The sequence below is a fragment of the Thermogladius sp. genome, assembly GCF_049970955.1.
Classification (GTDB): domain Archaea; phylum Thermoproteota; class Thermoprotei_A; order Sulfolobales; family Desulfurococcaceae; genus Thermogladius.
Map to the genome: position 1 here is coordinate 1 of NZ_JBMFLY010000026.1, position 14472 is coordinate 14472.

A 14472-nucleotide genomic window follows, 5' to 3' on the forward strand; every position below is an offset into this window, starting at 1 on the left:
CTGAGCTTTAAAAACCCGTGTAGAATAATATAGATAACGGCGGGGCAAAGCAGCGGGGTAGGGCAGCCAGGTAGCCCGCGGGGCTCATAACCCCGAGGTCGGTGGTTCAAATCCACCCCCCGCTATACCCCTGCCGCGAGGCAGGCCCCGCCGTTACCACAAAGTCTCTTTTTGCTTCTCTCGGCTTTCCCAATCACCTCTGCCGCGGCTGGTATTACAGAGGAAGAGAAAAGTGATGAGAGGTGATGAGAGAAGAAAATCTACTTCAAAAGCTCGACTATCTTCTTGGCGACCTCTAGCCCGGCTTGATCCTGGGCTTCTACGCTACTGGCACCTATGTGAGGGGTCAAGACCACGTTGTCCAGTTGGAGTAACGGGTGGTCTTTCGGGAGTGGCTCTTGCTCGAACACGTCTAGCGCGGCACCCGCTATCCAGCCTTCTTTAAGGGCTTTTACTAGGGCGTTGGTGTCGACTACAGCACCTCTAGCCGTGTTCACTAGAATAGCCGTCTTCTTCATCAACTTCAGCTTCTCCTCGTTGATCAGGTGAGTCGTCTCGGGCGTCAAGGGGACGTGAAGGGAGACGATGTCCGCTGTCCTGAGTAGCGTGTCTAGGTCTACACACTCGGCGTTGAACTCCCTCCCGGCCTCCCTGTCGCAATGTTTATCCGTGTAGATGATCTTCATGCCGAACCCGTAGTAGCAGATCCTAGCCACCGCCCTGCCGATCCTGCCGAAGCCGACGATGCCTAAAGTCTTGCCCCTCAGCTCAGTGCCCACTGCCTCGTGCTTGATCCACATGCCTTCCCTCATCTTCCTGTCGCTTAATGCGATCTTCCTCAGGAGCGCTAACATCAAGCCCACGGTCAGCTCTGCAACAGCCTGCGTGACCGACTCGGGGGCGTTCACGACTTTTATACCCCTGCTCTCGGCAGCCTGGACGTCGATGTTGTCGAGGCCCACGCCGGCCCTGGCGATCACCTTCAACTCGTCGGCGGCCTCGATAACTCTCCTTGTTACTCTAGGCTTGCTCCTCACGATTATCGCGTGGAAGCCCTTGATGAGCCTGACCAGCTCCTCTTCGCTAGGCTCGTGTACCTCGACTACCTCGAAGCCGTGAGACTTCAAGTAGTCTACTGCGCTCCTGCTGATCTTGCTCGCGACGAGAACTCTGTATACCAAGCACTTCACCTCCTGGCGAAGCCGAGGGAGGCCAGTACCTCCTTGAGGTTCTTGAACAGCTCTTCTATGTCCTCCTGGGTGATGTAGCCCATGTGCCCTATCCTGAACGTGATGTCCCTGACCTTACCGTAGCCCTTGGCTATCTCTATCCCCCGCTTCCTCAGCTCCTCGTATATCACGGGCCCCTTGACGCCGGGCGGGTTGTAGACTACCGTTATTGTGGGGCTGTAATAGCCCGGCTCGGCAAACAGCTCTAGGCCTAGCTCGAGGACTCTTCTCCTTATCGTCTCGGCCCTCTCGGCATACATCTTGAGCCAGGCCTCTTTCCCGCCCATCCGGTCGATGATCCTGAGCATCACGTCCAGCCCTATGACTATCGGGATCGGCGGCGTTGTCGGGGTCGACCACTGCTTCTCTAGGAACTCCCTTATTTCTAGGAGGTCGAAGTACAGGCCTCTCTCAGGTATCTTCTTGGCCCTCTCGAAGACCTCCTCGCTGACAGCCGCCATGGCCAAGCCCGGCGGAAGGCCGAACGCCTTCTGGCTGCTGGCGAAGACTAGGTCTATACCCCACGCGTCTACTTTTATGTCGGCCGCGCCCATCGCCGACACCGCGTCTACGAAAACCAGCTTCCCGTGCTCCTTTGCGACTTTAGCCAGCTCCCTCAGCGGGTTGAGGACGCCGGTGCTCGTCTCGTTGTATGTTATCGTGACCGCCTCCACGTCCGGGTTCTTTTTCAGCGCGTCGTCCAGCTCCTCGGGCTTGACAGCCTTGCCCAGCTCCTTCTCGAGGACAACGGGTATTCTCCCGTTCCTCTCCACGGCTTCCTTGTACCTGTTCCCAAACTCGCCTATCACCGTTACTAGGACCTTACCTCGGGGAGATATCGCGTTCCTCACGCTGGCCTCCATGAAGCCGGTCCCACTGGAGGGTATCAACAGGACTGTGGCCTTGTCGGCCTCTAGGAACTTCTTCAGCCTCAGCGTAGCGTCTTTGTGGAGCTCCTGGTACTCCTTAGACCTGTGGCTGAACATCTGGAACTTCATCGCCTCCAGCACTTCCGGGAAGCAGGCTACCGGCCCTGCTGTGAACAGCCTCATTTTCCTAGGCCACACCAGCTGCTCTACCTCTCTTACAACGTCTAAGTACATGGGATCCCCCACCGATTACGTGATATCGGGTGCAAGGTATATTTCCTTTACTGACTTCAACGCAGTGTGTGGACGGTAGTCTGTAGAAGTAGAATAGAGAGGCTGCGGTCCCAGTCGCTCCACCTACATCACACGTTCAGTCCGTCTCTGCCAGGTCATCCCGTATGGTAAGATTTTCAAAACCGGATTATATATGGTGTAGTAGGATGGTAGCGTATGAAGGTCTACTTGAAGACGAGGGCGGGCAAGTGGATACTCGTCAAGGGCTGGCTAAAGCAGGTCTCCACGAGGTCTGGGAAGAGGACTCAAGGCTACGCTTTACTGGGCGAGGAGACCGACCCTCCCGAGGTTGAGGGCGGGGAGGAACTGATAATCCCTGCGTCGGGCTTCTCGAGACTGCTGTCAAAGGTCGTCAACGCGGGGGAGGGCGTTGTAGTAGTCGAGCAAGTGGATACAGAGCACCTACGCGTGCGGGGTAAGAGCGAGGCTGTGAGAAGAGTCGCAGAAATAGCGAGAGAGCTGAAGATTGTGGAGTAGGGCTCCGAGTTGGTTTAAATACGCCCGATTCTACATCTTAAGAAAATTAATACAGCCAGACCTGGGTTTTGTTGGAGACGGGGCGTTTCAATGGACGTTCTGAAGCTGAGGAGTGAAGTAGGCTGGATAGGGACAGAGCTAGTCCGCTTCTTACGGGAGAACATAGGTAGGGCTGAGCTGGGCGTGGAGATTGGAAGAGGGATTACAGGGGACACGACTAGGAAGATAGACTTGATGGCGGAGGAGTATCTCGTAGACCTCTTCAAATCCAAGGGGGTCAACGCGTGGGTCTTGAGCGAGGAGAGAGGACTCTACGAGATCGCTAGAAACCCAGACTACCTGGTCCTGGCCGACCCTCTCGACGGTAGTTTGAACTACGTGCTCGAGATACCCTTTTCGGCCGTCTCTATAGCCGTGTACTCCATGAGCGAACTGAGCTACGAGAGGGTTGTCTACGGTTTCGTCTCCAACATATTCAGGGACGAGAAGTACGAGTACGTAAACGGAGTTGTCTACTTGAACAACGAGGAGTACAAATTCTCTACGAGGGGTAAGGGGCTGATCTGCATCCACACGATCAACCCAAGGCTGGTTGAGAAGATTAGGAAGTTCGTCTTAGACAAAGGAGGGGTCCCGAAGTTGAGAACGCTGGGCGCCGCCTCGCTTGAAGTCCTCTATACGGCTATAGGTAAGATGGAGTACTACATAAACGACGTCGGTAAACTGAGAATAAACGACATCGCGGTAGGGCTAGCTGTGGCGGTGAATAGGGGGTTGAGGGTCATACTGAGGCCTCCGCTCAATAGGATCAACCCGACGAGCATAACCGTCCTCGACGAGGTCTGGATCACGCCAGGCGAATATGAGCCGTGAAGAGGGTTGGTTCACTCCGTATTAGAGAGCTGGCAACCTAAACCTCGAAGACGCGGTTGAGACTCGAGGACAAGACCCTAGCGCCCCTCTCGTCTACGAGCACGTCCTCTTCTATCCTCACCCCGACTACCCCGGGTATGTAGACGCCTGGCTCGATCGTGAACACCATGTTCTTCTCTAACACAGTCTCGTGGCCCACCCTCAGGTAGGGCGGCTCGTGGACTACAACCCCGATTCCGTGTCCGAGTCCGTGTATAAACCTCTCCTTCAGCCCGTGCCTCTCCATCACGGCTATAGCCCTCTCCGCCACCTCCCCTGCCTTAACGCCCGGCTGTACGGAGTCGATCGACTCGGAGACCGCCTCGACTACCACGTCGACCAGACGCTTGAACTCGCCCGGTATACTCCCAACCTTTACAACCCTAGTGAGGTCGCTACACCTCCCGCCGACTCTCACCCCGACGTCTATCACTATTAAGTCGCCCTGCTTCACCTTCGCAGTTGTAGGTGTGTTGTGGGGGTAGCTGTTGTTGGGAGAGGTGGATACTATGGGAGGGAAGGCGTAGTCCTCGACCCCCATCTTCCTGACAGTCCCCTCGAAGACGCCCGCGAGCTCCGCCTCGGATACTCCCACGTCGACGGCGTCGACCACAGCCCTAATGCCCTGGATCGTGACGTCGACGGCTCTCTTTATCAGCTCTATCTCCCAGTCCTCCTTGACCATCCTGTACTTAGATATGTCGTCTGACACGTCGACATACTCTCCCAGGCTCCTCATGACGACCCCCATTAAAGGTGATGTGAACCGCGCGTCGAGCCCCACCTTGCCACCCCCCGCAAGGTCCTTAACCAGCTCGGCCCAGTCCTTGTCGACGACGCGCGCATCAGACGGCTTCAGGGTCTTCGAGAGCCCGTAGACCTCGACACCAGAGGCCTCGAGGGAGTCCCTGTACCTGTAGTAATCTAGGAGCGGGGTGTACACCTGCGTAGACCTCCTCCGGCGGTCGTAGAACAGTAAGACGACCCCGTCGGCCAGGGACTTAACACCGGTGAAGTACTCGACGTTCTCCGGCGACACTATAACGACGGCGTCCAGCCCGCGTCTCTCCGCTATCTCCTCCACTTTCCAGAGCATGCTCCTCAAAACAACCCCTCAGCGTACAGTATTCCTGCGTTATTTTAATAACGCTTTTCTCGCCGATCTTAATAAGCGCTAAATCGACTAGGTTTTACAAGTGAGACCATGGCCCAGGTGGCGAGGACCGAGAACGGCTACCTTTGCAGGAGAGACGGTAGCCTTATGTACGTCGTGTACGAGTCGGAGAAGACCATGGACAACAAGCTGAGGGTCTCTATAGCCTACAAGTGCCCTGTCTGCGGCTTCAGAGTAGAGGTGGAGACGCTGGAGATGACGAGGGGGCGGGACTCGTATACGTTGATCAGGACTGTCAGGAGGCTGCCAGCCTAGCAGGCGCAGCCGCGCGCGGCGTGTACAGCTAGAAAGATTAATTTACCAATTTTCTTTAATCAAACATATTGCATAAAAATTAATTCGGTCGAATATTTTTATTAAGAGGCGTTTAAATTGTTCAGAAGGAAGGTAAAGAAAACAGGGAAGGTCATCGAGCTGACTCTAATAGAGTCGCCACACCCCCTCCCCGCGGTGAGCTGGGAGTTTCCCCCGGGTGAATACGTTTTAGGCCGTAACCCCACATGCGACGTCGTGCTACTGGACCCTACCGTGTCGAGGCTACACGCTAGGATATACTTTAGTGACGGGGAGTGGTTTATCGAGGATCTGGGTAGCACTAACGGGACCCTCGTTGACGGGGTCGAGATCAAGGGTAAAGGGCCGGTTAGATTAAAAGACGGTAGCAGAATCACCGTCGGGAAGTCCGTGCTAGTCGTTAAGTTCAAGTAGGGAAAGATGGGGTATGGTTCTCAAAGAGTACGCCAATATCGAGGAGCTGAGCGATGTCCTAGGCGACCCTCTTCAGATATCCAGACTTCTACTGAGGATAAAGTTTGAGGTAGCTAACAAGAGGGCGCCGTTTAACGAGGCCCTCAGCGAACTCGAAAGGACGGCTAAGTCGAGCATCAAGGACCACCAGGCAGTTTACTTCCTGCTGAGGCACGAGGAGAGGAACAGGATCATAAGGGGCGTTCTCGTCGGAGACTACGTGATAGCTTTGACAGTCGAAGAAGGCGGGGTTATCAGGCTAAAGGGAAAGGCCGCCTTCAGCGAGGTGGCGACCTCCTATAAAGCCTCGAACCCGGTAATCAAGGTTAGCTACGCTAGGATAACACCCGACGTTGTAAAGGACACCCCCATCGAAAACTACCTGAGGGAGATCATAAGCAGGGTTTCCGAGGAGAAGCCGCCTAACATATGGGTAGGAAGGCTACTCTACGACTACAAGGTAGTCGAGGCGGTGTCGGACAAGGGAGGCTTCACCTACGTTCTGAAAACCGTGGGGAAGGATGGGCTGACGTACGTCTTCAAGATACCCCGGGACAAGCTACCCAACGGGACGCCACTCGCTCTCTCGGGTCCCGAGAAGATCAGCGACTTCATAAGGAGCTACATTAACGTGCTACAGATATGCCACCCTGACAAGGAGGAGATCGTGAGGTTTTTGACGAAGGTGGGGCTCGGGGAGGCCTTGTACAACGAGCTCAGCCTGTATAAGAAGTACGTCCTGTGCCCCCACGGATTCATACTCACCCAGGAGACCTACGACACCGACTCCTACATCGATAACCCGCCTGTGGTCATAGAGCCCTACGCCGACCTAGGCGACTTACACGACTACGTCAGCAGGAGAGGGGCGGACGCGAAGTTCATCGCCAGCGTGGGGCTGAGGGTCGCGGGGGCTCTAGCACTAGCACACGCGCTCAGCATATTACACCTCGACGTGAAGCCGCACAACATCCTACTTAGGAGTGACCCTAAGGAGCCCTTCGGTGTACGCCCTTACATCAGCGACTTCGCTAGTACGGGTAGGGCTGTTGAGGGGTGGTATAAGCCCACGAGACTCACACCAGAGTTCGCGGACCCGCTATCCCTCCTAGAGATGAGGGCCGGGTTTGACTACGACGTGTACTCGCTGGGGTTAACCCTTCTAACAGCGCTGACCTCCAAGAAACTCCCCCACAGAACGCTGGTCAACCTCCTAGCACTAAAGTACGTGTACGGGATGAACATTAGCGTAGAGCCTTTCCTCCTCGACTACCCCGCGTTGGCCACTTTCCACAAGGAGGTAGAGCCCTTGTTTAAGAGCCTGGCCGAGGGCAGGATCAGGGTTGGAGAGCTTGTCGAGAGGGTGATCCCGCTGGTCGTAGACCGCGACAAGATATCTATGGACGTGCTGTCGAGAGAGGTCGACAAAGACCTCTTCGCACTCCTATCGAAAACCATCACCCTTAAGAGAGAGGACAGGTTCAAGAACGCGCTGGAGTTCTGGCTGAGCTTCAAGAAGCTGCTACAAGATAAGAAGTGGGAGGACGCGATCCCCAAGCCCTCGTGAACCACAAGACGACCAGCTACGTCATGCAATATTCGAGGAGAAGGTGGGATTTCCAAGCCGCGGCCGGGATTCGAACCCGGGACCTCTGCCTTACCAGGGCAGCGCTCCACCAGGCTGAGCTACCGCGGCTCTCTAATTGTTAATGTTGTAGCGAGATTTAAAACTTGCTAGCCTTACAGGGCTTACGTGGCAGTTTAGCTCGTCTTAGCAGCTGTCCTAACGGCTTTCTTCGGCCTCAGCGTACCCACCGAGTGGCATCTCCGGCACTTGGTCGCACCAGGCGGGTTTAACGCGCCGCACCTACGGCACACGGTCTTGTTGAGCGCTCTGTCGAAGACGATCTTCAGCTTGACTGGGTCGTTGATCGGCGTAAGCACCACCTCTAGCGTCTAATTGCCCGAGGGGGTTTAAAACTTAAAGCCCACGCTTCTCAGTCTCTCGGCTATGTCCTCCGACTCCTCGGGGAAGCAGCTTAGTGTAGCCTCGAGCAAGCTCGTATTCAGCCTACCGAGCTGCCTGTAGTAGTTTCTAAGCTTGTCCAAGTCTACTCCCTGCCTAGCCTTCAGTACAAAGTACTGCTCGGGGTGTAGAACCCTCACTTTGACCCCGTCTATAGAGGCCTGCCGCGTGTTGGCGATCACCTCGTCTGGTATATTGAAGTCCATTATGTTCTCGTAGAGCTCGACCTCTACGGTCTCGCCGTCGACGTTGGCAACGAGCTTTAGTGTGCCCAGCTCTGTTAAACCGACCTCCCACCCCTCCTCCGCGGCTAGGCTCCGGTAGAAGTCCTCGTTAGCGACAGGACTGGGCTCTATGACAAACAGGTCCAAGTCGCCCTCGAAAACGTCCTTGTTTAGAGCGAGCTCTACAGCTGTACTACCTATCACAACGAACTCTACCCCTCTCCTACTGATTTTCTCGGCTACTTTCGCCAGGGCCTTCCTACTAAAGGGCACTACTACCACCTACTCTACGCTAAACATCCCCTCGGATACCTCATTATCTGCTATTAAGGTTTTATGCCCAATCGTGGTGTATTGTGGGTCCAACGAAGCCCACCAGCTACTGGGTCGACTTCTTTATTCTGTTGAAAAGGTAATACAGCGAGGAACTTGAAACAATGAAGCTACGCACTCTCGGAGGTGCAGGAAAGTCTCTAACTGTTATGGAACTAGTCCGGCCGGCATTGGTAGAGCCGACCGTGAAAATGGTACTCTGCCTCGGGAACGAGTTGGGCTCTTCGACCGGTCCCCGACAGCCGAACCGACCCCTCTACAGCCAAAACCCCTTTAAGCAGATCGACACAAGATCGTATACAAGAGCGATCGGCCTACCGTTCGACCGTTACGAAAACCCGAGATGCCGTTTTGGAGCGAGAAGCCTCGGCCGGCGCTTCTCGGCTAGCTACGAGTGCGGGCGCGCCCGAGCGACCTGGGTGGCAGTATCTTGAGCCCCGCCAAAAACGCGTAGTACACTATCATGGCGATCACTCCGAGTTTAAGCAGTGCTCCCAGTGGATCGAGCAGGCTCACAGTGGATGGTGGGACAAACCGCTGGCTGTCTAGAACTCTTTTTATGGCCTCTAACGCGGCGACCGTGGAGTCGGGGGCTGCCTCGCCAGGTGCTAGAAACACCCTGACATATAGTTGAGAGGTGGCGGACCCATCTCTTATTGAAACAGGGAAGAGGGCGGCTGCTATCGTACAGCTCGTATTCCACCTGCTAGCCTGCACGAGATACACGCGTACACCGTTCACGTCTTGGACCCATGACCTAACAACACTGTACCCCTCCAAGCTCAGGTCATAACTCCACGCGTGAAGGAGTGTGGGTGTCTCGGCGACCTCGATGACCGATTGATAGGGTACCCCATTATAGCTGAAAGCTACGTACCTCACACTCAGTACGCCTAGTAGGCCCGCTCTACCAGGGTCGCTCCAGGCGCTCTCGATCTTGAAGCCCTCGAAAATGTAGTTCTCGGGCCTTGACACGAAGTCCCAGGCGCCAACTCCCGGAGAAATTATTGTGTAACCCCACGACGTGTTAATGGGGCTTAAAACCGCTACCAGCGCAGTGAAAGAGAGTAGTAGCAGTAGTACTAGACCGGTTACAGCCCTTACGCCGGTGTCGGCTACTCCACGAGAGGTCTCCTCACTGGGCGTGCTCCCAGTGAGAAAAGTACCGGAAGCTAGGTATACGGCCGCAATAGACGAGGCCGCTACATAGACTATGGTGGGAGTGTAGCCGAGAGCGCTCCAGGCGGAGGGGGTACCTCCATACCTTACCGCCTCGACCAGGACGACCGCTCTCAGCACTTCCCCGACAAAACCGATCAGGATCCCTAACGCGATAGAGACCAGGGCGAGCACGCTCTTCCGCCTAAAACTCAAAGTTTTCCTAGAAACTAACAAGAGCACCAATGGCAGCAGCGCGATCGTCGACGTGAGGGGGGTGTACCCGAGGCGTATTGATACCAGCGGCACCTCCACGGGACCGTAACTAGTGTGGACTGTGATCTGCCCGAAGCCGTCTCCGTAACTAAACGTCGAGCCGGTTATCCCCGCCGCGATCTCTCCCGCCACTCTCGAAAAGATTCGCGCCGCGTTGTCGAGGAAGCTCGCCGGGAACGGCGCTAGTAGCAGTACTGAGAGGTAGGGTGCTAGGGTCCCAGTGCTCGTCGGTGTGAATATGAACAGTAGTGTGGAGAGAACGAGCAGGCTAAGGCTCAGACCCCGGTAGAAAGTCGTGTACTCACCTACTAGAGGGGCTACCAGGTAGAAGAACACCGAGAACAAGGCCAGCAATAGTGTAGCGAGGACCCTGCCAACGCTGACCTCGAACCTGAAGACTTCGTCTTTCAAGGCCAAGTAGAGCGCTAACACCGCGTTGCCTAATGCGATCACCAAGTAAGAGTGTACGTCGCTGAGTACCACTGTGGCTACATCCCTCACGTAGTCCCTGTAGAGCGTGGAAATAAGGAGAGCGACTACGCCAGCTACTCCAGTTAAACCGATGAAGAACGCTCTACGAGAGGTCGCGTCCGGGGGTGTGCTTTCCAGCCCTGGCACATCCACCACGCCGCGGGTCTAAGCTGAGCCTCTGGATAGGTCTCCCAGTTGCGGGTAAAAAACCACTTTTTGAGCCTCACGCCCTCACTTTAGAGCTCCTGAACTCCTCGTCTATGGACTTAAGCCTCTCGATGTTCTCTAGTTCGGAGGCGTCGGGGGCCTTTACGGATAGCCAGGCGTCTATGATCTCCCTGGCGAGAATGTCCGTTACGAGCCTGCCGCTCATCGCCAGCACGTTCGCGTCGTTCCACAACCTAGCCCCCCGCGCAGTCTCGGGGTCGTTGCAGAGAGCAGCCCTGACACCAGGGATCTTGTTCGCCGCGATCGAGACGCCCGTCCCCGTATAGCACACCACTACCCCGAAGTCGGCCTCACCCCGGGCGACGGCTAAGCCCACTTCTCTCGCTACCAGCGGCCACGGCTCCGGCTTACCGGTCTTCAGGGCGCCTACCACTACTACCTCGAAGCCCTTCCTCCTGAGGTGCTCGACCGCCTCCCTGGCACAAGCGTACAAGTCGTCCGAGCCGACTATAGCCCTTGGCAAAACCGCGTCCCTACCTATACGCGACATGGCTTTAGTGCCTTAAATTCGTTGGTCGAGGATGTGTCCTCGAACAGGCCCTTCTCGAGGACGGTATCGACGGTGGTTGTACTCTGTTCGTGTACCCCGCCGGGACCTATCACCTCTCTTTACGAGCTCGTACTCTCCCCCTCAGCGATTTATAGACCCCTTGAGAGCTCTATCGGCCTAAGACCGCTTCGGTCTCTACTGGAAGCACCTACAGGACGCAGACAGCAATATACGTGACATCGCGAACAGTATATCAACGACCAACGAAGAAGAAACACCAGCGTCTACTCTGCTGAAGCATGCGGCATACTTTGCTCTCACTCCACTCCCTGCTAATAGCGGGTTAGGACTCGACGGGCCCGCCGGGACTTGAACCCGGGACCTCCGGCTCCGAAGGCCGGCGCCCTATCCAAGCTAGGCGACGGGCCCTAATCTAGTAGTGTCTCAAGAACTGTAATTAACTTTTGAGGACTGCTACGAGCAGTGCGGGGGGTGGGATTCGAACCCACGCAGGCCTACGCCATCGGGTCCTAAGCCCGACCCCTTTGACCTAGCTCGGGCACCCCCGCTCTAATTATTTCTGTTGATTCTTCCACGGGTTATAAACGTGAGCGGTAGGGTTGCTTCTAACCTTCTCGACTTCCTCGAGCGCTCTCTTGTAGAGGCTGTCGCTGAGCGCCTTGCTCCTCCACGCATCTTCCAGTTTATCGAGGTCTATCACCTCTAGTACGCCGTCTCCCCTGACCACGACGTCTACCTCCAGGTCCAGATACTCGACTACCCCCTCCCCGACGTCCGGGGGCGTGTTGATGTTCACGTACGTGCCCAAGTAGTCCGAGCCCCTGTAGTAGTTGTGTGATATGGTCCAGGACGACGTGTCCACTACCATGTAGTCCACGTCCCCGGGCTTCTTCTCCACGCCCAGCCCGTCGTAGACACCGCTGGACCTCATCACCCTCTTGAAGACGAGGGTTAGCCCTCCCCGCCCGACCTCCACCTTCTCTAGCACGCCCGGCGCCAGATTCACGACCCCTCCGTCCGGCTTAACCTGCCTGAACGAGAACTCCCGCCCGACCTGCTTGTACACCAGGTAGCTGGAGAGTAGGGCCGTGCTCTCCCTCGTTATCGCCTTATTGGACAGCAGGTACTCGGTGTAGTCCACTACCTCGTCAAACCCCATGTACTTCAACTGGTGGTGCCCTATCGCTGTCGGGGCGACCCTACCCCTCAGCTCGTCCAGCCTAGCCTTGGCAGGCGACGTCAGGTATACTAGGGCTATGGACTCGCCCTCGTACAGCACTTCCACGTCGCCCCCGCTCTTCAGCTTCGCCTCGAAATCCCTCAAAACCCCGAGTAAAAAGTCGATCTCTCTAGACACCTCGTGCGGGTCTGCGTACTGGCTGTTGCTCCTGAACCTCACGCCTAGACCAGACCCCACGAGCTTGGATACCGCCAGAGCCGAGAGCTCTGCTTTCTTCGCCGGGTCTCTGATGAACTCCGAGAACTCTATCTTTCCTCCTTTAATGAGGGAGACGTAGAGCCCGTCGAACCTCAGCTCCCTGGATACTACGGCCCTCTCCCCTCTCCTAAACGAGGGCCTTGCAACGGACACGACCACGAGGTCGCCCTCTCTTCCGTGGCACGCGCGCAGAACCCCCTCAACCCCGCCCGGTAGCTCTAGTATACACCCGCCCTCCTCGAGCCTGCTGACCCGCGCCCTCACCACGGCGTGGAGACCGGGCCTCCCCCACCAGACCACTACGTCCCGTAGCTCCGCGGTTATCGAGTCCAACACTTCTCTGACCCCTTCAGGCTTGCCGAGGACTACGAGCGTGCTCGGCTCCTCGGAGTCCTTCACAGTGACCTCGGCAGGGGAGGTGTCGAAGGGTATCCCCAGCCTCTCCCTGATCACTCCCGACGCTTGTACGACCCTGAAGCCCCTCAACAGGAACAGGTAGGAGAGCGCAGTTGACGAGATACCTCTGACTCTGACGCTCGTCAAAAAGGTGAACCCCGTTCAGGACCAGCTAGTCGTGTATTGTCTCCAGGATCGCGATGACCTGCCAGATCTTCGTCCTAGCCGACAGGGGCATGTTGGGGTCTTGGCTGACCTGGTCGAGCACGCTCACCGCGTTCGCCGCCCTCACGCCCGGCGTCAGGTTCTCGCTCCTCAGGTAGTTCAGCGCCTCGGTGGCAGCCCTCCTTATGTTCCTGGGGACAGCCGTGTCGTTGATGATGGAGAGCAGCAGGTATATCGCGTTGTTGATCTTGGCGGTATTGTCGGGCACCCTCACCCCGGATGACACGCCGACCACCCCCACTTCTCTAATGTGTAAACGGCGATTAAAACAGTGTAGGGGCACCGCCCTGAGGACTGCCGTGTGCTCCTGGCCCGCGCGGCACGGGTCGGCGCCGAGATAGAAATGGAGCGCCCGGATTAAGGCCGGGAGAGGCAGATGTGAACGGGGAAAAACTGTTTGAGTCAGGCGGTGGAGGAGAAGCTCACGCCTATTACGTAGGACGCCCCGCCCTCGTTCATTAATATTTTGAGCCTGTGTTTGAGGTAACCCGGAGGAGACACGCCGTTTACCGAGACCGCTACGAGCCTGTCGTTGTACCTCTTAAGTAGCGAGACAACCCTGGGGTCCTCCAGGTCTCCGATGATCCAGTCGCTTAATATGACTACCGCGTCCGCGTCCGGGTACTTCTTGCCCACTACCTCGAGCGCGTCGCGTAACATCGACGTTCCGCCGCCCCCTAGCTTCAACTTGCCGAGGTCGGCCGGACTCTTAAGCTCGAACTCCGGGTATGCGGTCGCGCCCCAGGGTATGACGACGACGTCCGCCACCGCCGCCCTGGCGACCTTTTGTACCTCGCCCAGGACCTGCTTTATCAGCACGTCGCTTACGGACCCGCTGGTGTCCACGAGCACCGCTACCTTACCGAGGCCGTAGGGGGTCTTGTAGGGGTAGACGCCGGGTAGCCTCCTGTTCGGCCTACTCCACGTCTTCCTGATCTTCGTGGGCGCCATAGCCCTTCTCACGAGATTGGTCAGAATGCCCTTCCATTTCACGACCAGACCCAGCCTCTCCCGGACGATCCTGTCAGCGCGGGGGTCGCTCCCGACCATCTTGAGGAATCTGGCCATGTGAATCTGTTGGTGGAGCATCTCCTTCAACCTCCATTTCTCGTCCCCCGCCCATCCCCCGCCCGCGTTGACCTCGACGCGCTCGCACTCCCGGCTCTCGTTGATGTCGTCCACGTCCCCCCAGGTGATCTCGGAAGTTTTCTTCAGCGTCCCCTCAGCTTCATCGATCGTCTTTTCAGTCTTTCTCCTTACTATTTCGACCTCCTCCCCTTCCTTCTCGCCCACCCCCTTCTGGAGTGCGGAGTTGATGATACTCAGTCTCTTCTTGAAGGCCCTCAGCGCCGAGAGGATGTCCATGGCTATCTCCATCGAGCTCTGCTTGTAGGGGTCCTCGTTTATGCCGAGCATGCTGTATATCTCTTCGACGTCTTTCGTCCTGACGGCCTCTCCCGGTACCGGTAGCCTGTCGGCGAACA

15 protein-coding genes and 4 tRNA genes are annotated in these 14472 nt (G+C 56.7%); 6 read left to right on the top strand and 13 right to left on the bottom strand.

Annotated elements, in window-relative coordinates:
• The first annotated feature begins 51 nt into the window (after positions 1-51).
• A tRNA-Met gene (locus ACP5VX_RS04520) sits at positions 52-125 on the top strand.
• A gap of 135 nt (positions 126-260) precedes the next feature.
• Here ACP5VX_RS04520 and ACP5VX_RS04525 read toward each other — a convergent pair.
• The gene (locus ACP5VX_RS04525) at positions 261-1190 is read right to left on the bottom strand and encodes a D-2-hydroxyacid dehydrogenase (protein WP_428724705.1); all 930 of its coding nucleotides are present in this window, start codon (positions 1188-1190) and stop codon (positions 261-263) included.
• The gene (locus ACP5VX_RS04530; protein ID WP_428724706.1) at positions 1187-2332 is read right to left on the bottom strand and encodes a pyridoxal-phosphate-dependent aminotransferase family protein; all 1146 of its coding nucleotides are present in this window, start codon (positions 2330-2332) and stop codon (positions 1187-1189) included. Before ACP5VX_RS04530 ends, ACP5VX_RS04525 begins: the two co-directional genes overlap by 4 nt.
• Before the next feature lie 216 nt (positions 2333-2548).
• Here ACP5VX_RS04530 and ACP5VX_RS04535 point away from each other — a divergent pair, with 216 nt between their 5' ends.
• Positions 2549-2869: a hypothetical protein gene (locus tag ACP5VX_RS04535; protein WP_428724707.1), complete on the top strand. Its 321-nt coding sequence runs from the start codon at positions 2549-2551 to the stop codon at positions 2867-2869.
• Between the two features lie 90 nt (positions 2870-2959).
• Entirely contained in the window at positions 2960-3742 is a 783-nt protein-coding gene (locus ACP5VX_RS04540; RefSeq protein ID WP_428724708.1) for an inositol monophosphatase family protein, read from the top strand.
• A gap of 37 nt (positions 3743-3779) precedes the next feature.
• On the opposite strand, the gene ACP5VX_RS04545 is transcribed toward ACP5VX_RS04540, so the two are convergent.
• Complete coding sequence (locus ACP5VX_RS04545; RefSeq protein ID WP_428724718.1) at positions 3780-4877, bottom strand: M24 family metallopeptidase; 1098 nt, start codon at positions 4875-4877, stop codon at positions 3780-3782.
• Positions 4878-4985: 108 nt separating this feature from the next.
• On the opposite strand from ACP5VX_RS04545, the gene ACP5VX_RS04550 reads away from it, so the two are divergent.
• The 3 genes from ACP5VX_RS04550 to ACP5VX_RS04560 all read left to right on the top strand — a co-directional run bounded on the left by ACP5VX_RS04550 (position 4986) and on the right by ACP5VX_RS04560 (position 7269).
• Complete coding sequence (locus ACP5VX_RS04550) at positions 4986-5210, top strand: hypothetical protein (RefSeq protein WP_428724709.1); 225 nt, start codon at positions 4986-4988, stop codon at positions 5208-5210.
• A gap of 117 nt (positions 5211-5327) precedes the next feature.
• A complete protein-coding gene (locus ACP5VX_RS04555; RefSeq protein WP_428724710.1) occupies positions 5328-5663 on the top strand; it encodes an FHA domain-containing protein in 336 nt (111 codons plus the stop codon).
• A 13-nt stretch (positions 5664-5676) separates the two neighbouring features.
• On the top strand, positions 5677-7269 hold the full coding sequence (locus ACP5VX_RS04560; protein ID WP_428724711.1) for a protein kinase domain-containing protein: 1593 nt from the start codon (positions 5677-5679) through the stop codon (positions 7267-7269).
• Between the two features lie 55 nt (positions 7270-7324).
• On the opposite strand, the gene ACP5VX_RS04565 is transcribed toward ACP5VX_RS04560, so the two are convergent.
• The 10 genes from ACP5VX_RS04565 to ACP5VX_RS04610 all read right to left on the bottom strand — a co-directional run.
• Positions 7325-7398: transfer RNA gene (locus ACP5VX_RS04565), tRNA-Thr, on the bottom strand.
• Positions 7399-7463: 65 nt separating this feature from the next.
• On the bottom strand, positions 7464-7649 hold the full coding sequence (locus tag ACP5VX_RS04570) for a 50S ribosomal protein L40e (protein WP_428724712.1): 186 nt from the start codon (positions 7647-7649) through the stop codon (positions 7464-7466).
• 27 nt (positions 7650-7676) lie between these two features.
• The gene (locus tag ACP5VX_RS04575) at positions 7677-8225 is read right to left on the bottom strand and encodes a nucleotidyltransferase (RefSeq protein WP_428724713.1); all 549 of its coding nucleotides are present in this window, start codon (positions 8223-8225) and stop codon (positions 7677-7679) included.
• Positions 8226-8669: 444 nt separating this feature from the next.
• Complete coding sequence (locus tag ACP5VX_RS04580) at positions 8670-10337, bottom strand: hypothetical protein (protein WP_428724714.1); 1668 nt, start codon at positions 10335-10337, stop codon at positions 8670-8672.
• A 76-nt stretch (positions 10338-10413) separates the two neighbouring features.
• Positions 10414-10908 (bottom strand): RpiB/LacA/LacB family sugar-phosphate isomerase, encoded by a 495-nt coding sequence (locus ACP5VX_RS04585; protein WP_428724715.1) that lies wholly within the window; start codon positions 10906-10908, stop codon positions 10414-10416.
• Between the two features lie 354 nt (positions 10909-11262).
• Positions 11263-11337 (bottom strand) — tRNA-Arg (locus ACP5VX_RS04590).
• A 55-nt stretch (positions 11338-11392) separates the two neighbouring features.
• Positions 11393-11477 (bottom strand) — tRNA-Leu (locus ACP5VX_RS04595).
• Positions 11478-11482: 5 nt separating this feature from the next.
• A complete protein-coding gene (locus ACP5VX_RS04600; protein WP_428724716.1) occupies positions 11483-12910 on the bottom strand; it encodes a DUF402 domain-containing protein in 1428 nt (475 codons plus the stop codon).
• Between the two features lie 25 nt (positions 12911-12935).
• Positions 12936-13214, bottom strand: a complete 279-nt coding sequence (locus ACP5VX_RS04605) for a UPF0147 family protein (protein ID WP_048162806.1) — start codon at positions 13212-13214, stop codon at positions 12936-12938.
• A gap of 176 nt (positions 13215-13390) precedes the next feature.
• A partial coding sequence (locus tag ACP5VX_RS04610) for a VWA-like domain-containing protein (RefSeq protein ID WP_428724717.1) occupies positions 13391-14472 on the bottom strand: 1082 nt, incomplete at its 5' end.